Here is a 20,309-nt window from a genome sequence, read left to right as displayed (position 1 = left end):
GCCAGTCCCTCTGATTCACAACGCCCTCAACACCCATAAACAAGAGGACGACGCCAATGGCTGACGCGCTGATCATCGATGCCTGCCGCACCCCGCGGGGCATCGGCAAGGCCGGCAAGGGAGCCCTGTCGGGCATTCATCCGCAGCAGCTCGGCGCAACAGTGCTGCGCGCGCTCGCCGACCGCACCGGCATCGACACCGCCGATGTCGATGACATCGTCTGGGGCTGCAGCGCGCAGGTGGCAACGCAAAGCGGCGATCTCGGCCGCATGTCGGCGCTCGATGCCGGCTATGACGTGCGTGCCAGCGCGGTGACGCTCGACCGCTTCTGCGGCAGCGGCATCACCAGCGTCAACATGGCGGCATCCTCGATCATGGCGGGTGCGGAAGACCTCGTCATTGCCGGCGGCTGCGAGATGATGTCGATGGAGGGACGCCGCGGCGGCGGTCCGATGATGATGGACGGCGGCAATCTGCGCCTGCGGGCACGGCATCCGCAGTCGCATCAGGGCGTCTGCGCCGATGCCATCGCGACGCTGGAAGGCATCACCCGAAGGGACGTCGACGCGCTCGGACTGGAGAGCCAGAAGCGCGCCGCGCACGCGATCGCGAACGGCTACTTCAAGAAGAGTCTCGTGCCTGTTCACCGCGAGGACGGCAGCCTGGCGCTGGATCATGAAGAGTACCCGCGACCGCAGACCACGATGGAAGGCCTCAGCAGCCTGAAGCCGGCGTTCCCCGCCATCGCTGACTACGCGCTCGACGACAAGGGTACGACCTATCGCGGCCTGATCCTGCAGAAATATCCTGATCTCGATATCGACTTCGTGCATCACGCCGGCAACTCCTCCGGCGTCGTCGACGGCGCTGCCGCGATCCTGCTGGCCTCGCCCGCTTACGCCAAGGCCCACGGCCTTAAAGCCCGGGCCCGCGTCGTCGCGATGGCCAACATGGGGGATTCACCGACCCTGATGCTGAACGCGCCGGTGCCGGCAACGCGCAAAGTGCTGGCCAAGGCGGGCCTCACCATCGACGACATCGACCTGTTCGAGATCAACGAGGCCTTCGCCGTGGTGGCGGAAAAATATATTCGTGACCTCAAGCTCGACCGGGCCAAGGTCAACGTCAACGGCGGCTCGATCGCGCTCGGCCATCCCATCGGCGCCACCGGCTCGATCCTGATCGGCACGGTGCTGGACGAGCTCGAACGGCGCGACCTCAAACGCGGTCTCGTCACCATGTGCGCCGCCGGCGGCATGGCGCCCGCCATCATCATCGAGCGCGTCTAGCCAATCGCCACTCACTTTCTCCCCATTTTTACGGGGAGGAAGACCGGCGACCTGCGATCCGACCCTTATTTTTCAGGGCGAAACACGCGCCTGCTTCACAAAGAGGCCGGTCGTCGCTTGTCGAAAGCGGCGAATCAGTTCTAGCAAGATGTCGTGCGGGCCTTTGAAACAAGGCAAAAACCGCTGCCCGAGGCTTCCTCCACTCCGGAAGTAGCTAAAAAGCAGGGTTTTTTGTCACAGCAGGCCAGAAAAGCCCGTAATTTCGCGACAAAACTGTGCAGAAGGCTATAGGCCTTCAACGGTTGGTCTAATATGCAACCGGCAACGAATCAGAGGAGACACGATGCCAACCCAGATGTCCAAATCGCAGTTGATCGAAAAGATTGCGACCGCCACCGAGCTTTCCAAGCGTGACGTCAAGAACGTCATGGAGACGCTGACCGACGTCGGCCACAAGGAGCTCAAGAAGAACGGCCTGTTCCTGGTGCCGGGCTTCGCCAAGTTCGTGGTCATCAAGAAGCCCGCGACCAAGGCGCGCAAGGGCACCAACCCGTTCACGGGTGAGGAGATGATGTTCAAGGCCAAGCCGGCCCGGAAGATCGTCCGCGCCCGCCCGGTCAAGGCCGCCAAGGACGCCGTGGGCTAACAACGCTAAGGCCCCCTCGATCGAGGGGGCCTTTTGTCTGGGGCTGCCGCGAGGGTTCGAGACGGAGGGCTCAACCCTTGCGGCGCTTCACCCGGACCGGGAGCGGCTGAAGCCGCGGTTCGGGTCCTGCCAGCGCATCGCGAACGCGGTCGATGGCGCGATCGAGCAACTCGCGCAGCCGCTGCGTCTTCCGCGATCGCTTCGCTCTTTCCAGCAGTTTCTTCATCGCCTTCACTCCGCCGCTTCCTTGGCTTCAGCCGGCTCGAGCGCCGCGGCGATGGCTTCATCGACGCGCTCCAGCCAGACGAATTCGAGGTTGTCCCGCGCGCTCTTCGGGATGTCGTCGTAATCCCGCTTGTTGCGCGCCGGCAGCATCACCCGCTTCAGGCCGGCAGCAGCCGCAGCCACCACCTTCTCCTTGATGCCGCCGACCGGCAGCACCAGGCCGCGCAGCGAGATCTCGCCGGTCATCGCGGTGTCGCTGCGCACCGTGCGGTTGGTGAGCAGGGAGGTCAGAGCCGTGAACATCGCTACCCCGGCGCTCGGACCGTCCTTCGGGGTCGCCCCCGCAGGGACGTGAACGTGGATGTCGCTTTTCTCGAACACTTGCGGATCGATGCCGAGCTGAGAGGCCCGGCTCTTCACCAGCGTCAGCGCAGCCTGCACGCTCTCGCGCATGACGTCGCCGAGCTGGCCGGTCAGGATCAGCCCGCCCTTGCCGGGCACGCGTGTGGCTTCGATGAACAGGATGTCACCGCCGACCGGCGTCCAGGCAAGGCCGGTGGCAACGCCCGGAACGCTGGTGCGCAGTGCGATCTCGCCCTCGAAGCGCGGCTGGCCGAGCACGGTGGCGATGTCCTTTGCCGTCACCACGACCTTCGTGGCCGTGCCTTCGGCGACTTGCACCGCGGCATGCCGGAACACCTTGCCGATCTCGCGCTCGAGGTTGCGCACGCCGGCCTCGCGGGTGTAGCCCTTGACGATCAGCTTCAAGGCCTCCGCCTCGATCTCGGCCTGCTCGGCCGAGAGGCCGTTGGCCTCCAGCTGCCGCCGCACCAGGTAGCGCCGCGCGATCTCCAGCTTCTCGTCCTCGGTATAGCCGGCGAGGCTGATCAGCTCCATGCGGTCCAGCAGCGGACCTGGGATCTGGTCCAGCATGTTGGCGGTTGCGATGAACACGACGCGCGACAGGTCGAAGGGCACGCCCAGGTAATTGTCCCGGAACGTCCCGTTCTGCTCGGGGTCGAGCACCTCCAGCATGGCCGCCGACGGATCGCCCTGCACGCCGCGGCCCATCTTGTCGATCTCGTCCAGCATCATGACGCAGTTGCGGCTTCCTGCCTTCTTGATGCCCTGGATGATGTTGCCGGGCAGCGCACCGATATAGGTGCGGCGGTGGCCGCGGATCTCGGCCTCGTCGTGCACGCCGCCCAAGCTGACGCGCACGAACGGGCGATCCATCGCGCGTGCGATGGATTGGCCGAGCGAGGTCTTGCCGACGCCGGGCGGGCCGACGAAGCACAGGATCGGGGCCTTGCCGTGCGGGGCGAGCTTGCGGACCGCCAGATATTCGATGATCCGGCTCTTGATTTTCTCGAGGCCGAAATGGTCGGCATCCAGGATGGCGCGCGCCTCCTTGATGTCGATCGGCTTCTCCGCGGGCAGCGCCCAGGGCAGCTCGATCAGCCAGTCCAGATAGGTGCGGACCATGCCGGCCTCGCCGGCAGCCTCCGGCATGCGCTCGTAGCGGCGCAGCTCCTTCCTGGCATGCGCCTCCGCTTCCGGCGGCATGTTGGCCTTGGCAATCGCAGCCGTCAGCTCGGTGACTTCGGCCTGCTTGCCGTCGCCTTCGCCGAGCTGGCGCTGGATTGTCGCCATCTGCTCGCGCAGGATCGCCTCGCGCTGCCGCTCGTCGAAGGAGGCCTTGGTCTGTTGGCCGATCTCCTTGGAAATGCGCAGCACCTCCAGCCGCTCGGCCAGGTGCTTCGACACCTTGTCCATGCGGAGCGCGAGGTCGATGGTCTCCAGCACCTCCTGCTTGTCCTGCGGCTTGATGTCCATGAACGACGTCGCCAGATCCGCCAGCGCGCCGGGCGCGCTGGTGCCCTGGAACATCGCGGCGAGCTCGGGCGGCGCCTGCGGCAGCAGCTCGATCGCCTCGATGGCCTGGCGCTGCAGGTTCAGGGCGCGGGCCTCGATCTCGGGCGAGGCCGTGGTCGGCTCGGGGATCTGCTGGATGCGCGCGGCCGGGAAGGGGGTGCCTGGCAGGAAATCGAGGATGCGCGCGCGCTGCACGCCCTGGCAGACGATGTGATGGGTGCCGTCGGGCGCGGTGATGTAGCGCACGATGTTGGCGATGGTCGCGACCCTATAGAGGTCGTCCGGCCCGGGGTCATTGGTCTCGGGGCTGCGCTGCAGGACGATGCCGATCGGCCGCTGCTCGCGCAACGCCTGCTGCGCGGCGGCAATGGACTTCGCCCGGCCGATCGTGATCGGCGCGATGGCGCCGGGAAACAGCACCATCTCGCGCACGGGGACGATGATCAGCGCGTCGTCGGGGATCTTCACGTCGTTATTGGTTTGTTCGTTGTTCATCTGTTCGGTGGCCATGATCGACCTCAGGATTTCGCGAGGCGCAGTGCGACGCAGCCGTCCATCACGAAGCGGCTGATGGCGTAGCGGCCCAGGGGAAGCGCAATGCGCCGCTCGAAGCGGCCTTGCGGCAGCTCGAGCCGATGGATGCGGGCGTTGCGAAGCTCCGGCGGGAGGGTGCGCTGGCCCGAGATGACGAGCACGCCGTCATGGATGACGGTCTCGACATTGTCCGGATTGACGCCGGGAAGCGCGACCAGGATCAGAAGCTCACGCTCGGTTTCGAGCACGTCGATCGGCGGCTCCCAGCACGCTTCCTGGCGGCCGAACTGCTGGCGCAGGCGATCGGCGCGGGTCAGCGAGTCCAGGGCTTCAGACAGCATCCAGTCGAGGGGATTTTTGGGTTGCATGATGCGGGCTCTGGGGTGGGAAAGCCTGCATATGGGGCTGGTTCCGCGGAAATCCAGTACGGAAATCCAGTGCAGCCGCGCCGATGTGCCATGCGCGCTCGTGCGATCAAGACAAGCGAACGCCGCGGCATGTCGCCGCGACGTTCCGTTCATTGGCAGAGCGCGCGGTCAGGCCGCCGCGCGGTACTCTTCTTCCGCTTGGAGGTTGATCACGGAGGTGGCGAGCTCGGTCAGCGTGCGATCGGTCGCCTCTTCCTCGTCCAGCGTCTCCTGGAGCAGCCTTGCTGCGTCCTGCATGCCGAGCTCTTCGGCCCAGGTGCGCAGCGTGCCGTAGCGGGAGATCTCGTAATGCTCGACCGACTGGGCGGACGCGAGCAGTCCGGCGTCGAGCGCCGGCGCCCCCTTGAACTCCTTCATGATCTCGGCGCCCTCGTCGGCAATGCCGTTGATGGCCTCGCAGGGTTTGCCGCGTGCCGGCTTGCCCAGCATCTTGAAGATCTGGTCGAGCCGTTTGACCTGGCCCTGGGTCTCGCGCAAATGCTTGTTGAACGCGGCCGCAAGCTCCTTCGAATTCGCGGCCTTGGCCATCTTGGGCAGGGTCTTGATGATCTTGTTCTCGGCGAAATAGATGTCCTTCAGCGTCTCCAGAAACAGGTCGCTGAGCATCTTCGGCGCCTGCCGCGGCCGGCGCGCCGCGGCCTTCTTGGTCGTGCGTTTCTTCGCTCGTTTAGCCATACGTCCTCCTCATGAGGCGACACGGGAAGGCCTCGCCTTCCTCAATCCTCGGGCGATCAAAGCCGTCGGAGAACGAAAGTTCCAAACCGCAACCGGCGCTCGCTCAGGTCGGGCGCTTGTAGGGGTCTTCCTGACGCTGGCGCTCTTCCGTCGCGCGGTCGAGGCGTGCGCGCTCGCTGCGGCGCAGATGGCCGGCCTTCATCACCCCGTAAACGAGGGCCCCGCCGAGCACGAACGCGCCGATGAACCAGAGCCAAAGCATCTGGGCCGAGGCGTGGCCCAACAGCATGCTAACTCCGCTGTCGCTCATGATTGGTCTCCACCATTGTCCATTGCTGTCACGGTGAGCTAAGTCGGCGGCCGAAACCTCGTTCCATGCGGCCGCGGCCTGCGGCGTCAGACCAGGTCGGTCAGCGGTTGCCGCACCGCGGGCGCCTTCGGCTCGCCGCCCCGGGAGGTGAAGTCTCCGGCTTCGGTGGAGGTCCGCAGCTTGGTCACGTCGCCGAAAAGGTTCCGAAATCGCTCACGCCCTCGACGCTGACGGCCTCGATCGAGCCGTCCTCGGCGACGGCCTCCGCGACGAGACCGGGTGCGAGATCGGCGATCAGGAAGCTGTGCAGCGAATTCACTTGAATCGAATCCGCGCCGCAGATCTGTTGCAGGACTCCGCCCTTGCGCGTTTGTCCCCAATCGAAGCGCCCAGCGGCTGCAGGCAAGGGGATCGTGCGGATCAATTCTGGGACGCGCTCGTGCAATTGCTTGGGCTGCTTCTGTTCGTGTACCGATGCACAGTGAAACGGCAATCGTCGGGAATGGTTGCTTTGCGATTGCACTGCTCGATCCCATTGTCTCCGCACCAGCGCTAACTTTTGTTATTGCTCCCACATGAACAGCCGATCCGGGACCTGCCTGCCCTGGAGCCGCGACAATCTGTTAACCTGGTGCTATCCCGTTCAGCCGGCGTGTCACGGGATACGGGACGCTTTCGCTTGCACTGTCATGTCGCTTTGACGTAACTCGGTCCAACAAGCCCTCGACGGGAAATCGACATGTCGATGACAGCGGACGAACTCGCCAAGCGACAGGCCATTATCGACGCCTGCCGGCGCATGAACGCGCTCGGCATCAACCAGGGCACATCGGGCAATATCAGCGTCCGGCATGCGGACGGGCTCCTGGTCACGCCGACCAGCGTGCCCTATGAGGCCATGAGTCCGGACCAGATCGTCCTCATGGCCATGGACGGCTCGCATGCGCCCGACCAGAAGCCCTCGAGCGAATGGCGCTTCCATCGCGACATCCTGAAGTCACGGCCCGACGTCAACGCCGTCGTGCATGCCCACCCGACCTATTGCACCGTCCTGGCGATCATGGGCATGGAGATCCCGCCGGTGCATTACATGATTGCAGCGGCAGGCGGCGACAGCATCCGCTGCGCGCCCTACGCGACGTTCGGAACGGCGGAGCTGTCCGAGCATGCGGTGCGGGCACTGGAGGGCCGGCTCGCCTGCCTGCTCGACCATCACGGCATGATCGCGATCGGCAAGACGCTGGACAAAGCGATGTGGCTGGCGGTCGAGGTCGAGACGTTGGCGCGGCAATATCACGGCTGTCTGCAGATCGGACAACCGCCGCTGCTCTCCAGCGATGAGATCGAGCGGGTGCGCCAGCGCATGGCCGGCTACGGCCTGTCGGAAGACTAGGAGGCGGGGGCAGACGGTGTTCGTGCGGTTCAGGCATCTCGTCGATCGCAAGGCATCGAACCGCACCGTGGTTCGGCTGCGCGCCCTGTTGCGCAGCAACGAGTTCTACCTGATCCCGCTGGCGCTGGTGATCGGCACGCTCGCCGGGGCGGTCGTGACGCTGATGGCCGTCGTCGCGCAGATCGCGCATGTGGTGATCTACGGAATCCCCATCGACGTCCACCTGTCGGCTCACGCCAGCGTCAGTCCGTGGGCGGCACTGATCGCGCCTGCGCTCGGCGGGCTCTCGCTCGGCATCATGGAATGGTCGCGGCGGCGCATGAAGATCTCGAACGCGGTAGACCCGATCGAGGCGAATGCGCTGCGCGGCGGCAATCTGTCGATGCGCGACAGCGTGGTGGTGTCGAGCCAGACCCTGATCTCGAACGGCTGCGGCGCCTCGGTCGGCCTCGAGGCCGGCTACACCCAGATCGGCTCCGGCATCGCCTCGCTGCTCGGCAAATTCTTCAATCTCCGCCGCAACGATCTGCGCCTGATGGTCGGTTGCGGGGCCGCGGCGGCGATCGCAGCGGCATTCGGCGCGCCGATCACCGGTGCCTTCTACGCCTGCGAGCTGATCGTCGGCGTCTATGCGGTCGGCAGCGCAGCGCCGATCCTGGCAGCCTCGCTGGCGGGCGCCCTGACCGCGCAATGGCTCGGCGGCGCGCCCTATTCATTGGAGGTCCCCAAGGTCAGTGCCGTCGGTGTCGAGCAATATCTGGCGCTGATCGGGCTCGCCCTCATGACCAGCGGCGTCGGCATCGCCGTGATGCGCTCCTCGCCGATGTTCGAGCGGCTGTTCGCCTGGATGCCGGTCTGGCTGCGTCCGGTGATCGGCGGCCTCATCGTCGGCGGATTCGCCATCGTCACGCCGCAGGTTCTCGCAGCAGGCCATGGCGCCATGGTGCTCGATCTCTTCCACGACATGACGGTCGGCCTGATCGCGCTGATCATCGCCTTGAAGGTGACGGCCTGCCTGATCTCGCTCGCCTCGGGCTTCCGCGGCGGCCTGTTCTTCGCTTCGCTGTTCGTCGGCAGCCTGATCGGAAAGTTCTTTGCCGCGGTGCTGCTGCTCATCAGCCCGAACTTCGCGATCGATCCGCTGGTGGCGATGCTGACCGGCATGGCGACGCTCGGCGTCGCCATCGTCGGCGGTCCTCTCACCATGTCGTTCCTGGTGCTGGAGATGACCCGCAACGTCGACGTCACGGCCGTGGTGCTGGCCGGCTGCATCGTGACCTCGATCTGCGTGCGCTTCATGTTCGGCCATTCCTTCTCGACCTGGCGCCTGCATCTGCGCGGCGAGACCATCCGCAGCGCCAACGACGTCGGCTGGCTGCGCAATCTCACGGTCGAGCGGCTGATGCGCTCGGACGTCGGCAAGGTGCCGTCGACCACGACGATCGCCGCCGCGCGCCGCGAGTTCGCGCTCGGCTCGCGGCCGGGAATCGTCATCGTCAACAATGCTGACGAATATGTCGGCCTCGTCCTGCTGCCGGATCTGTTCTCCAACGATCTCGACACCATCGCCGACGACATCCAGGTGATCGAGCTCGCCCGCCTGATCGACATCGTGCTGATCCCAGAAATGAACGTGAAGTCGGCCATGGCGGTGTTCGACGAGGCCGAGGCCGAGATGCTGGCGGTGGTCGATTCCACCGACAGCCGCAAGGTGGTCGGCTTCCTGACCGAGAACTTCGCCCGTCGCCGCTATGTCGAGGAGATCGACAAGGCGACGAGAGGCGTGCTGGGGGCGCTGTCGTAAGCGCGGCTAGCGGCCGGGTGGCGCTGCGACGAGCCAAGCCACGATCCGGCGGACCAGCGGCAGCACCACGAGCAGGGTCGGGAAGGCGACGAGCCAGGACAGCCCCCAGGCACCCGGCCAGGTCGCCAGGAACGCCGGCGTTGCCCCCAGGCTCCGCAGCGTCGAAATGACCGACACCACCGCCGTCATGAGGATGGACAACACGAATGGCATTACGATCGGCGCATAGCGCGCCGGCAGTTTGCGAACCACAATCATCTGGTTTCTCTTGGAAAAGGACGCGTCGATCACGTTGAACCCGAAAATGGCATCGATCCCGACGGCGTCGGTTGATGCGTTGGTTCACGTGAAACGCTTACGGCGACCGAAAAACGGCGCGGCTGTTCATTATCCGCTCAGGTTGGATGGTTCAAGTTGGATCTGATCGTTCGGTTTACAATCGTTCAAAGCGTGGCAGATCGCCGCGATCATGAAACCATTTCAGTGGTTTGCGGATTATAGATCGCTTGCTTACGTCTCTTTGGGGCGAGAAGAGAGGAATTCAAGAATGAGTATTGGACCCTTGATTTCAGCAGCCGGCCGCAACACGATCGTGGTCGCGCTTGCAAGCCTCGCCCTGATTGCGGCTTCCGCATCCCCCTCCGCAGCGGCGTCGGCCGGGACACCGGCCGCCAAGGCGGCCGTTGTCGGCGAGGCTGCCTCCGACGTCACCGATTTCAGCGCACACCGGCGTCGCCATTACTATCGACGCGGGCCGAATGCCGCAGGTCTCGCCTTCATGGGCCTGGCGGCAGGTCTGATCGGAGGCGCGATCGCCGAAAGCCGCCGCCAGGAATATTATGAAAACCGCTATTACTATGGCTATGGCCCGCGTCCTTACTACGGCGGTCCCGGCTACTACGGCGGCGGTCCCTATTATTACGATCCGGGCTATCGTTACGCACCATACTGAGCGGCTGGAGCCGGCAACTGCCGGACCGGCGGTGTTTCGCGGATTGTCAACCAGCTCACGGGAAAATATTCCGCTTTACCGAAATTCGGAAATATCGTATGTGTCGCTTATCCCGGCTCATTCTCGAGGGGCGATCATGCGGTCGTCATTGTCGCGAGCCGGGCTTGCGGTGGACGCGGCAGCGTCGTGTACGAGAGCCTGAGGGCGGGGCGGATTGCTCTCCGTGAGCCCGAAGGCTTCGTACGGACGAGCGGCGCTGTCCGGTTCGTCGCGCCGGCATTTCGATGGCAACGTGCACCACGCCGTCGAACCCTGCGGCGCCAACGAGCCGCGCGTACGGCAAAACCGTGTGGTCCTGGCCGTCGTTGCTACGGTCAAGCTCTGGCGAATGCGGCTTCTCGCGTCAACCGGCGCGGTGCCGGCGACTTTCGTGAGAGTGAGGGAGGCCAGAACGAACTCGGCTCCCGGGAGAGCGCGGCATAAGCCGTCCGACCATCGCGCAGGGAAGGCCGTGTGTTGGGCTTCACCTGTATGCTGCTGTGCGGTTCTTCCTGCGTGCACCTTTGCGCAGCGGACCGCGGGTGCCGCCGGCACCCGGCCTTCCCTGTGCCCCCTTGGCTCAAGAGGGCGGCGAGACCAAGCAAAGCTCGGGCGAATTGCGCCGCGAGGATGCGAAGGCATGTCTGCAGGCGAGATGCGAGCGCAGCGACTTGTCCGCCGAAGCCTTTGGCGAAGACGGAAGCGATCCAGAGTCTTTCCGCGGCGGATTCTGGATTGCCTCATCGCATCTACGCAAATTGCTACGCAATTTTATCGCGAGCTCCTTGCAATGACGGGCGGAGAGGGCGGGAGCCAAACTCTCGATCGTGCCCCGGCGTGTAGCGCGGCGGTGGCATCGCGGCATGAGCATACCGGCGTTCAGGGCGCGCGGCGATGCCGTTCGTTTACCAATCGCGTAGCACCGCAATTTCGATCTCGCGGACTGGTTGCGGTTGTAGTACTTTCGTCGCAAACGCACCGGGTTAACGGGCGGCGGGGGGAGGCTGATGAAACGTGCGGGGCTGTTTGGGGTGCCGCGGCTAGGGCCGTGGTCGTGGCAGGCGTTTCTGCTCGGGCTCGCCGTCGTCGCGGTGTCGGCCGTAATTCAGGGCCTCTGCGTCCTGCTCGGCGCAAAGCTTTATTTCGCAGCCTTCCTGCCCGGCCTGTTCGGGCTTGCGCTGATGACGGGCGCACCGGCGGCGGCGTTCGCCGCGCTGCTCACCGTGCCGCTGGTGTGGTGGGCGTTCATCCCACCGTTCTTCGAGTTCAATGCGCTGACCAGCGCGCATGCCGATTCCATCAACCTGTTCTGTCTTCTCGCCGTCCTCCTGATCGGCCTTGCCGATCTCTGCCGCGCGACGGTGACGATGGTCAGAAACGGCGGGCTGAAGCCTTCGGGCGAGAGCGCGGCAACGAATCCGCAATAGATCGCGCTGCGCGCGTTGCGCCCGCGCAACAGTCCGGCAACCATCCGCGAACTTGCCGCGCGCCGCTAACTTTTCGAAAAAGATTTGGCCGCAGTTTCTCCCGCGGGAATGACGAGGGAGTTTTCGCACATGAACGGTCACGCCATCCTGGAGAACGTGCGCCGCTACCGCGGCATCGCATCGCTCTATCGCCAGACTGCAGCGTTCCGCCCGGGCCAGAGCTGGTCGCTGCTGGAGCAGGCGAGGGAGTGGGAAGCGCGGGCACTGTCGGAGCTGGAAGCCTATTTCGCCTCGCGCGCGGACCACGCCGCCCCGCTCGCGGCCTGACCGTTAACCGTCTGCGCGGCCGTGAACCGGCCTGCCGCAGGCGCGATCACCCACGGGCCGATTACGGAGTTGCGTCCGCGCCCTTCTGTGCTAGCAACGGGCCGATCGAGACATTCTTCACGTCGGCCGGGGCACGCGATGACCACCTTCAACCGCATCTTCACGACGGAGCGCCTGCTCCAGATCATCGTGGTGCTGGCGGCGACCATCGCCATGAAGCTGATGAGCTGAGCGAGGGCCTTCTATCGCCCGCCGAGCTCGGGCACGTCGGGCAGATAATTCGAGCCTTCCGAGCCGAGAAAATCGAACATCGCCTGCGCGGGCGGCAGCAGCACCTTGTCGCTGCGGCGGATCACGTACCATTGCCGTACGATCGGCAGGCCCGCGACGTCGAGCACGACAAGCCGGCCCTCGGCGAGCTCATGCGCCACGGTGTGGGCCGAGATGAAGGCGATGCCGAGGCCGGCGATGACCGCCTGCTTGATGGTCTCGTTGCTGCTCATCTCCATGCCGATGATCGGCTCGAGATCCGATTTCTGGAACATGCCCTCCATCAACGTCCGCGTGCCCGAGCCGGGCTCGCGGGTGAGGAAGGTCTCGTGCACGAGGTCGGTCAGGTTGAGGCCGGAATCCTTCTCAAGCCAATGTCCCTTGCGCGCGACGATGATGTGCGGGTTGCGTCCGAGCTGGCGGACGTCGACGGTGACGTCGGCCGGCGGCCGACCCATCACCGCGAAGTCGAGATCGTAGCCGTGCATGGCCTCGCGGATCTCCTCGCGATTGCCGATGGTCAGCTTGATCTCGATCTTGGGGTAGCGCTTGGAGAACGCCGCGATCGCATGCGGGACGAAATATTTCGCGGTCGAGACCGCGCCGAGATGCACCGTGCCGCCGGTCCGCCCCGCAAGCAGGTCGAGTGCCCCCTGGCAATCCGTGATCGCGGCCTCGACCCGTTCGGCCAGCGCCAGCACCTCCTTTCCGGCTTCGGTCAGCAGCATGCCCTCGCCGGTCCGCTGCACCAGGGGCAGGCCGGCGAGGTCCTGCAACTGCCGCAGCTGCTGGGTCACGGCCGGCTGGGTCAGCCCGAGATGGCTGGAGGCCGCCGTCACGCTGCCCTTGGCCGAGAGCGCCGCGAGCGAGCGCAGCTGCCGGATCGTCAGATGCCGGAGCTGGGCCGCTGCATGGCCGGCGCCATTATAAGAAAATTCTTTGAGAGCCATTATGAATAGAAATTTTCCTTATTAGGCAGCCCCTGTCAATCTCCTGATGCCGGCACTGACCGACCTGCCTCCACCGGGGAGGGAATGGATGCGGCACCGGCAAAGGGGATGGACGCAGATGATCGGGCAACTCAGGCTGGACGACCACCTTCAACGGTATACAGAGACCGCGCCGCATGCGCTGGCCGTGGCAGCCGCGGTCGACGCCATCGCGACCGCGGCCATCGAGATTGCCGGTCTCATCGCCAGCGGCGATCTCGCCGACGCCTCGGGCCTGACCACCGGGCGCAACAGCGACGGCGACCTCCAACGCGACCTCGACGTCCACGCCGACGCCATCCTGCGCCGCTGCCTCGGCCGGCTGCCGATCGCCGCGCTGGCGTCGGAGGAGATGCGCGAGGCCCAGATCGTCGACCGTCACGGGCGCATCTGCATCGCGATCGATCCGCTCGACGGCTCCTCCAACATCGACATCAACATGACCGTCGGCACCATCTTCTCGATCCTGCCGGCCCCCGATGATCTCTCGCTCGCCTTTCAGCAGCGCGGCTCGGCGCAGCTCGCGGCGGGCTTCGTCACCTACGGCCCGCAGACCTCGCTGGTGCTGACGCTCGGCGACGGCGTCGACATCTTCACGCTCGATCGCAAGGCGGGCTGCTTCCGCCTCGCGCGCAGCGCCGTGCAGATCTCCGAGACCTGCGAGGAGTTCGCGATCAACGCGTCGAACCGCCGGCACTGGGACCCGCCGGTGCGCGCCTTCATCGACGAGTGCCTCGCCGGCGTCGAAGGGCCGGCCAACCACGATTTCAACATGCGCTGGATCGGCTCGCTGGTCGCGGAGGCCTATCGCATCCTCACCCGCGGCGGCGTGTTCCTCTATCCATCCGATGCGCGGCCCGGCTACGGCGACGGCCGCCTGCGCCTCGTCTACGAGGCACACCCGATGGCGATGATCATCGAGCAGGCCGGCGGCTCGGCCTCGACCGGGCGCGAGCGCGTCCTCGAGCTGTCAGCGCAGAGCCTGCACCAGCGCGTGCCGCTGATCATGGGCTCGAGCAACGAGGTGCGGCGCGCCGAGGAGCTGCATTGCGATCCGCTGCTGGTCGCCAGCGTCTCGGCGCCGCTGTTCGCGCGGCGCGGATTCTTCCGGCTCTGAGCGAGGCGTCCCATGTCCAGGAAGCATCCGATCATCTCCATCACCGGTTCCTCCGGCGCCGGCACCACGTCGGTCAAGAAGACCTTCGAGCAGATCTTTTTCCGCGAGAAGGTCAACGCCGTCTACATCGAGGGCGACGCCTTCCACCGCTATGACCGCGCCGAGATGCGTGCGCAGATGGCGAAGGAGGCCGAGCGCGGCAACAGGCATTTCAGCCATTTCAGCCCCGAGACCAACCTGTTCGAGGAGCTGGAGCGCGCGTTCCGCGACTACGGCGAGACCGGCACCGCGGTGACGCGGCACTATGTCCACGATGCCGAGGAATCGGCGCTGCATGGCGCGGCACCAGGCACCTTCACCGACTGGAAGCAGCTGCCGGAGAATTCCGACCTGTTGTTCTATGAGGGCCTGCACGGCGCCGTGGTCACCGACAAGGTGAACGTCGCGCGCTATGCCGATCTCAAGATCGGCGTCGTGCCCGTCATCAATCTCGAATGGATCCAGAAGCTGCACCGCGACCGTAGCGCGCGCGGCTATTCGACCGAGGCGGTCACCGACACCATCCTGCGGCGGATGCCCGACTACATCCACTACATCTGCCCGCAATTCACCGAGACCGACATCAACTTCCAGCGTGTGCCGACGGTGGACACCTCCAATCCGTTCATCGCGCGCTGGATTCCGACGCCGGACGAATCGATGGTGGTGATCCGCTTCAAGAATCCGCGCGGTATCGACTTTCCCTATCTGCTCTCGATGCTGCCGCAGAGCTGGATGTCGCGGGCCAATTCGATCGTGTGCCCGGGCGCGAAGCTGGACCTTGCGATGCAGCTGATCCTGACCCCGCTGATCATGCAGCTGATCGAGCGCAAGCGCAGCCTGAAGTGAACAGGGAGAGACTCCGATGAACATCTCCGTCCATGCCGAAGCCGACCTCAGTGCGGTCACGCACAACGATCTCGCCAATGCCGTCCGCTTCCTTGCAGTCGACGCCATCGAAGCAGCGCAGTCCGGCCATCCCGGCCTGCCCATGGGTATGGCCGACGTCGCGACCGTGCTGTTCTCGCGTTTCCTGAAATTCGACTCCGCGCATCCCAATTGGCCGGACCGCGACCGCTTCGTGCTGTCGGCGGGGCACGGTTCGATGCTGCTCTATGCGCTGCTGCATCTCACCGGCGGCGACGTCAGCCTCGATGACATCAAGGCCTTCAGGCAGTGGGGCTCGAAGACGCCGGGCCATCCCGAATATGGCCATACGCCTGGTGTCGAAACCACGACCGGACCGCTCGGCCAGGGCATTGCGACCGCGGTCGGCATGGCGCTCGCCGAGCGGATGGCGAACGCGCGGCATGGCGACCGGCTCGTCGATCACTTCACCTATGTCATCGCGGGCGATGGCTGCCTGATGGAAGGCATCAGCCAGGAGGCGATCTCGCTGGCCGGCCATCTCGGGCTCGGCCGGCTGATCGTGCTGTTCGACGACAACGGCATCTCCATCGATGGTCCGACCTCGCTCGCGACGTCGGACGATCAGCTCGCACGTTGCGCTGCCTCCGGCTGGTCGGTGCGCCGCGTCGACGGGCATGATCCCGAGGCGGTGGCGCAAGCGATAGCGGAGGAGCGGGAGACCGCAAAGCCGTCGCTAATCGCCTGTCGCACCATCATCGGCTATGGCGCGCCTGATAGGCAGGGCACCGAGAAGGCGCATGGCGCGCCGCTCGGCACCGAGCAGACGGCGGCGGCGCGCCGGAATCTCGGCTGGGACTATCAGCCCTTCGTGGTGCCGATCCCGGTGCTCAAGGCGTGGCGGATGATCGGGCAGCGCGGGCAGGTCGACCGCCTCGCCTGGCTCGATCGCTACGAAGATGCGACGCCAGAGCAACGCGATCTGTTCGTCGCGGGCAAGGCCGCGGCTCTGCCGGCTTCGTATGCGCTGGCCGCGGCGAAATTGCGTGAGCGCTTTGCCGGTGAGCGGCCGAAGCTCGCGACGCGGCAGGCCTCGCAACAGGTGCTCGACGCCATCACCGGGACGATTCCCGGGCTGGTCGGCGGCTCCGCGGACCTCACCCATTCGAACCTGACGCATGCCAAGGCGCAGGCGCCGGTCAGAAGTGGCAAGTTCGCCGGCGACTACATCCACTACGGCATTCGCGAGCACGGCATGGCTGCGGCGATGAACGGCCTTGCGCTGCATGGCGGCTTCATCCCCTATGGCGGCACGTTCCTCGCGTTCTCCGATTACAGCCGGCCGGCGATCCGGCTTGCGGCCCTGATGCGGCTGCGCGTCATCCACGTGATGACGCACGACTCCATCGGCCTCGGCGAGGACGGACCGACACATCAACCGGTCGAGCATCTCGCCGCGCTACGTGTGATTCCGAACCTGCTCGTGTTCCGTCCCGCCGACGCCGTGGAGACGCTGGAGGCCTGGGACTGCGCGCTCGCGGCGGAGCATCGCCCCTCAGTGCTGTGCCTGTCGCGGCAGGCCTTGCCGACATTCCGCAGCGATGCGCGCGGCAGAAACCGCGTCGCGAACGGTGCCTATCTCGTCGTGTCGCCGGATGGCGGCCGCGACGTGACGCTCATCGCAACCGGCTCGGAAGTCTCGATCGCGCTGGAAGCCGCGCGCCTGCTCGCGACCGAGCACGTTCGTGCCGCCGTGGTCTCGGCACCGTGCTTCGCACTGTTCGAGGAGCAGCCGGACGATTACCGCGCCGCCGTACTCGGCACCGCGCCGCGTGTCGGTGTCGAGGCCGCTGTCGCCGGCGACTGGCATCGCTGGATCGGCGCCGACGGTGAGTTCGTCGGCATGCGCGGCTTCGGCGCCTCGGCTCCCGCCCCGGTGTTGTACCGCGAATTCGGCATCACATCGCAAAGCATTGCGGCAGCCGCCCGCCGGGCGATCGCCCGCAACAGCCAATAGGAGAACGACCCTTGGCCCGTATCACCCTTCGCCAATTGCTCGATCACGCTGCCAACCACGGCTACGCCGTGCCGGCATTCAACATCAACAACATGGAGCAGGGCATCGCGATCATGCAGGCGGCGGCCGCGGTCGATGCGCCCGTCATCATCCAGGCCTCGCGCGGCGCGCGCAGCTATGCCGGCGATCTCGTGCTCTCGCACATGATCGACGCCCTGGAGCGGACCTATCCGGACATTCCGCTCTGCATGCACCAGGACCACGGCAATGACGAGGCGACCTGCGCGTCCGCCATCGCCCATGGCTTCACCTCGGTGATGATGGACGGCTCGCTCAAGGCCGACGCCAAGACCGCCGCCGATTACGACTACAACGTCGCCATCACGCGCCGCGTCGTCGATCTCGCCCATTGGGTCGGCGCTTCCGTCGAAGGCGAGCTCGGTGTGCTCGGCTCGCTCGAACATGGCGGTGGCGAGCAGGAGGATGGTCATGGCGTCGAGGGCAAGGTCAGCCACGACCAGCTCCTGACAGATCCCGATCAGGCGGTCGACTTCGTTCGCGCCACCAAGGTCGATGCGCTCGCCATCGCGATGGGCACCTCGCACGGCGCCTACAAGTTCAGCCGCAAGCCTGATGGCGACATCCTGGCGATGCGGGTGGTCGAGGAGATCCACCGCCGCCTGCCGAACACGCATCTGGTCATGCACGGCTCCTCCTCGGTGCCGCAGCCGCTTCAGGACATGTTCAACCAGTTCGGCGGTGAGATGCCGCAGACCTGGGGCGTGCCGGTCGAGGAGATCGTTCGCGGCATCCGGAGCGGCGTGCGCAAGGTCAATATCGACACCGATTGCCGGCTGGCGATGACCGCGGTGTTCCGGAAGGTGGCGGCGGAAGCGCGCTCCGAGTTCGATCCGCGCAAGTTCCTGAAGCCGGCGATGGACGCAATGCGCGAATTGTGCCGCGAGCGCTTCGAGCAGTTCGGCACCGCAGGCCACGCCAGCAAGATCAAGGTCATTCCGATGAGCGAGATGGCGCGTCGCTATCGCGCCGGCGAGCTCGATCCGCGCGTCGACGCCCGCGAATCCGTGGCTGCCTAGTCGATCAGAAAGAGCAGATAAGAGAGCAGGAGAGAGACATGAACGCACATGCAGGCACGGTCCGCGGCAAAGAGCGCTATCGCTCCGGCGTGATGGAATACAAGCGCATGGGCTATTGGGAGCCCGACTACACGCCGAAGGACACCGACGTCATCGCGCTATTCCGCGTCACGCCGCAGGAAGGCGTCGACCCGATCGAGGCCTCAGCTGCTGTGGCAGGCGAATCCTCGACCGCGACCTGGACCGTGGTGTGGACCGATCGCCTGACCGCGGCCGAGAAATATCGCGCCAAGTGCTATCGCGTCGATCCCGTTCCGGGCTCGCCCGGCTCGTATTTCGCCTACATCGCGTATGATCTCGACCTGTTCGAGCCGGGCTCGATCGCCAACCTCTCGGCCTCGATCATCGGCAACGTGTTCGGCTTCAAGCCGCTGAAGGCGTTGCGGCTCGAGGACATGCGCTTTCCCGTCGCCTATGTGAAGACGTTCCAGGGACCGGCGACCGGCATCGTTGTGGAGCGCGAGCGGCTCGACAAGTTCGGCCGGCCGCTGCTCGGCGCGACCGTGAAGCCGAAGCTGGGTCTGTCGGGTCGCAATTACGGCCGCGTGGTCTATGAGGCGCTGAAGGGCGGGCTCGACTTCACCAAGGACGACGAGAACATCAACTCGCAGCCCTTCATGCATTGGCGCGACCGCTTCCTCTATTGCATGGAGGCGGTGAACCGCGCGCAGGCCGCCTCGGGCGAGGTGAAAGGGACCTACCTCAACATCACCGCGGGCACGATGGAGGACATGTACGAGCGCGCCGAGTTCGCAAAAGAACTCGGCTCGGTCATCGTGATGATCGACCTCGTGATCGGCTACACCGCGATCCAGTCCATGGCCAAGTGGGCGCGGCGCAACGACATGATTCTGCATCTGCATCGCGCCGGCCATTCCACCTATACCCGGCAGAAGAGCCACGGCGTGTCGTTCCGTGTCATCGCCAAATGGATGCGGCTTGCCGGCGTCGACCACATCCATGCCGGCACGGTGGTCGGCAAGCTCGAAGGCGATCCCAACACCACGCGCGGCTACTACGACGTTTGCCGCGAGGACTTCAACCCGGCCAAGCTCGAGCATGGCCTGTTCTTCGACCAGTCCTGGGCGAGCCTGAACAAGATGATGCCGGTCGCCTCCGGCGGCATCCATGCCGGGCAGATGCACCAGCTGCTCGACCTCCTGGGCGAAGACGTCGTGCTGCAGTTCGGCGGTGGCACCATCGGCCATCCCATGGGCATTGCGGCCGGCGCGACCGCCAACCGCGTGGCGCTGGAAGCGATGATCCTCGCCCGCAATGAGGGCCGCGATTACGTCAACGAGGGTCCGGAGATCCTTGCCAGGGCAGCCGAGACCTGCACGCCGCTGAAGGCCGCGCTCGAGGTCTGGAAGGACGTCACCTTCAACTATCAATCCACCGACACGCCGGACTTCGTGCCGACGGCGCTGGAAACCGTCTGAGGAGATTTGAGATGAAGATCACCCAGGGCTGCTTCTCGTATCTGCCGGATCTGACCGACGAGCAGATCACCCGCCAGGTGCAGTACTGTCTCGCCAACGGCTGGGCGGTGAACATCGAGTTCACCGAGGATCCGCATCCCCGCAACATCTATTGGGAGATGTGGGGCCTGCCGATGTTCGACCTCCAGGACGCTGCCGGCGTGATGATGGAGCTCGCCGAATGCCGCAGGGTCTATGGCGATCGCTACATCCGGATCAGCGGCTTCGATTCCAGTCATGGCTGGGAATCGGTCCGGATCTCCTTCCTCGTCAACCGGCCGCCGCGAGAGGCGGAGTTCGAACTGGTGCGACAGGAGGTCGGCGGCCGCGCGATCCGTTACACCACTGTGCGCCGGCAGGCCGCGCACGCGTCGACTTAACTATCCGCTTCCGCGCGGAGCTCTCCCTGCTCCGCATCCTTGGCGGACCAACTGCTTCGCCGCCTCCCACG

General features: G+C 65.5%; 21 protein-coding genes. 13 read left to right on the top strand and 8 right to left on the bottom strand.

What is annotated here, in order from left to right; translation table 11 throughout:
* The first annotated feature begins 56 nt into the window (after positions 1-56).
* The gene (locus HZZ13_RS07610; protein WP_197959020.1) at positions 57-1,289 is read left to right on the top strand and encodes an acetyl-CoA C-acetyltransferase; all 1,233 of its coding nucleotides are present in this window, start codon (positions 57-59) and stop codon (positions 1,287-1,289) included.
* A 343-nt stretch (positions 1,290-1,632) separates the two neighbouring features.
* Positions 1,633-1,935, top strand: coding sequence for an HU family DNA-binding protein (locus HZZ13_RS07605; protein WP_018320691.1), 303 nt, complete (start codon positions 1,633-1,635; stop codon positions 1,933-1,935).
* 70 nt (positions 1,936-2,005) lie between these two features.
* Here HZZ13_RS07605 and HZZ13_RS07600 read toward each other — a convergent pair whose 3' ends face one another.
* From HZZ13_RS07600 to HZZ13_RS37170, 6 genes are all read right to left on the bottom strand, one after another.
* Positions 2,006-2,170 carry a hypothetical protein gene (locus tag HZZ13_RS07600; protein WP_197959192.1) on the bottom strand — a complete coding sequence of 55 codons (165 nt, stop codon included), beginning with the start codon at positions 2,168-2,170 and terminating at the stop codon, positions 2,006-2,008.
* Positions 2,167-4,545: an endopeptidase La gene (lon, locus tag HZZ13_RS07595; protein WP_197959019.1), complete on the bottom strand. Its 2,379-nt coding sequence runs from the start codon at positions 4,543-4,545 to the stop codon at positions 2,167-2,169. Before lon ends, HZZ13_RS07600 begins: the two co-directional genes overlap by 4 nt.
* 8 nt (positions 4,546-4,553) lie before the next feature.
* Entirely contained in the window at positions 4,554-4,937 is a 384-nt protein-coding gene (locus HZZ13_RS07590) for an Hsp20/alpha crystallin family protein (RefSeq protein WP_024342525.1), read from the bottom strand.
* Positions 4,938-5,105: 168 nt separating this feature from the next.
* Entirely contained in the window at positions 5,106-5,672 is a 567-nt protein-coding gene (locus HZZ13_RS07585; RefSeq protein WP_197959018.1) for a YciE/YciF ferroxidase family protein, read from the bottom strand.
* Positions 5,673-5,775: 103 nt separating this feature from the next.
* Entirely contained in the window at positions 5,776-5,982 is a 207-nt protein-coding gene (locus HZZ13_RS07580; protein ID WP_197949780.1) for a hypothetical protein, read from the bottom strand.
* Positions 5,983-6,166: 184 nt separating this feature from the next.
* Positions 6,167-6,505 (bottom strand): gamma-glutamyl-gamma-aminobutyrate hydrolase family protein, encoded by a 339-nt coding sequence (locus HZZ13_RS37170; RefSeq protein WP_311972609.1) that lies wholly within the window; start codon positions 6,503-6,505, stop codon positions 6,167-6,169.
* Positions 6,506-6,721: 216 nt separating this feature from the next.
* On the opposite strand from HZZ13_RS37170, the gene HZZ13_RS07570 reads away from it, so the two are divergent.
* Positions 6,722-7,375 (top strand): L-fuculose-phosphate aldolase, encoded by a 654-nt coding sequence (locus HZZ13_RS07570; RefSeq protein WP_197959017.1) that lies wholly within the window; start codon positions 6,722-6,724, stop codon positions 7,373-7,375.
* A gap of 16 nt (positions 7,376-7,391) precedes the next feature.
* Positions 7,392-9,179 carry a chloride channel protein gene (locus HZZ13_RS07565; protein WP_197959016.1) on the top strand — a complete coding sequence of 596 codons (1,788 nt, stop codon included), beginning with the start codon at positions 7,392-7,394 and terminating at the stop codon, positions 9,177-9,179.
* Positions 9,180-9,185: 6 nt separating this feature from the next.
* Here HZZ13_RS07565 and HZZ13_RS07560 read toward each other — a convergent pair whose 3' ends face one another.
* Positions 9,186-9,437 carry a DUF2798 domain-containing protein gene (locus HZZ13_RS07560; protein WP_197959015.1) on the bottom strand — a complete coding sequence of 84 codons (252 nt, stop codon included), beginning with the start codon at positions 9,435-9,437 and terminating at the stop codon, positions 9,186-9,188.
* A gap of 289 nt (positions 9,438-9,726) precedes the next feature.
* On the opposite strand from HZZ13_RS07560, the gene HZZ13_RS07555 reads away from it, so the two are divergent.
* The 3 genes from HZZ13_RS07555 to HZZ13_RS07545 all read left to right on the top strand — a co-directional run bounded on the left by HZZ13_RS07555 (position 9,727) and on the right by HZZ13_RS07545 (position 11,924).
* Positions 9,727-10,131: a hypothetical protein gene (locus HZZ13_RS07555; protein WP_197959014.1), complete on the top strand. Its 405-nt coding sequence runs from the start codon at positions 9,727-9,729 to the stop codon at positions 10,129-10,131.
* Positions 10,132-11,177: 1,046 nt separating this feature from the next.
* A complete protein-coding gene (locus tag HZZ13_RS07550) occupies positions 11,178-11,597 on the top strand; it encodes a DUF4118 domain-containing protein (RefSeq protein ID WP_197959013.1) in 420 nt (139 codons plus the stop codon).
* Positions 11,598-11,726: 129 nt separating this feature from the next.
* Positions 11,727-11,924, top strand: coding sequence for a hypothetical protein (locus HZZ13_RS07545; protein ID WP_197959012.1), 198 nt, complete (start codon positions 11,727-11,729; stop codon positions 11,922-11,924).
* 242 nt (positions 11,925-12,166) lie between these two features.
* Here HZZ13_RS07545 and HZZ13_RS07540 read toward each other — a convergent pair whose 3' ends face one another.
* The gene (locus HZZ13_RS07540; RefSeq protein ID WP_197959011.1) at positions 12,167-13,144 is read right to left on the bottom strand and encodes a LysR family transcriptional regulator; all 978 of its coding nucleotides are present in this window, start codon (positions 13,142-13,144) and stop codon (positions 12,167-12,169) included.
* Between the two features lie 118 nt (positions 13,145-13,262).
* On the opposite strand from HZZ13_RS07540, the gene HZZ13_RS07535 reads away from it, so the two are divergent.
* From HZZ13_RS07535 to HZZ13_RS07510, 6 genes are read left to right on the top strand one after another with little or no spacing between them, the layout of a single operon-like run.
* Positions 13,263-14,300, top strand: a complete 1,038-nt coding sequence (locus HZZ13_RS07535; protein ID WP_197959010.1) for a class 1 fructose-bisphosphatase — start codon at positions 13,263-13,265, stop codon at positions 14,298-14,300.
* 12 nt (positions 14,301-14,312) lie between these two features.
* Positions 14,313-15,188, top strand: a complete 876-nt coding sequence (locus tag HZZ13_RS07530; RefSeq protein ID WP_197959009.1) for a phosphoribulokinase — start codon at positions 14,313-14,315, stop codon at positions 15,186-15,188.
* A gap of 16 nt (positions 15,189-15,204) precedes the next feature.
* Positions 15,205-17,223, top strand: a complete 2,019-nt coding sequence (gene tkt, locus HZZ13_RS07525) for a transketolase (RefSeq protein ID WP_197959008.1) — start codon at positions 15,205-15,207, stop codon at positions 17,221-17,223.
* An 11-nt stretch (positions 17,224-17,234) separates the two neighbouring features.
* Positions 17,235-18,320 (top strand): class II fructose-bisphosphate aldolase, encoded by a 1,086-nt coding sequence (gene fba, locus HZZ13_RS07520; protein WP_197959007.1) that lies wholly within the window; start codon positions 17,235-17,237, stop codon positions 18,318-18,320.
* A gap of 38 nt (positions 18,321-18,358) precedes the next feature.
* Positions 18,359-19,819 carry a form I ribulose bisphosphate carboxylase large subunit gene (locus tag HZZ13_RS07515; protein WP_197959006.1) on the top strand — a complete coding sequence of 487 codons (1,461 nt, stop codon included), beginning with the start codon at positions 18,359-18,361 and terminating at the stop codon, positions 19,817-19,819.
* 11 nt (positions 19,820-19,830) lie between these two features.
* Positions 19,831-20,238 carry a ribulose bisphosphate carboxylase small subunit gene (locus HZZ13_RS07510; protein WP_197959005.1) on the top strand — a complete coding sequence of 136 codons (408 nt, stop codon included), beginning with the start codon at positions 19,831-19,833 and terminating at the stop codon, positions 20,236-20,238.
* Positions 20,239-20,309: the final 71 nt, after the last annotated feature.

This window comes from Bradyrhizobium agreste (assembly GCF_016031625.1).
Classification (GTDB): Bacteria; Pseudomonadota; Alphaproteobacteria; order Rhizobiales; family Xanthobacteraceae; genus Bradyrhizobium; species Bradyrhizobium agreste.
The sequence above is the reverse complement of the archived record's forward strand: the minus strand, read 5'-3'. Positions and strand labels throughout refer to the sequence as shown.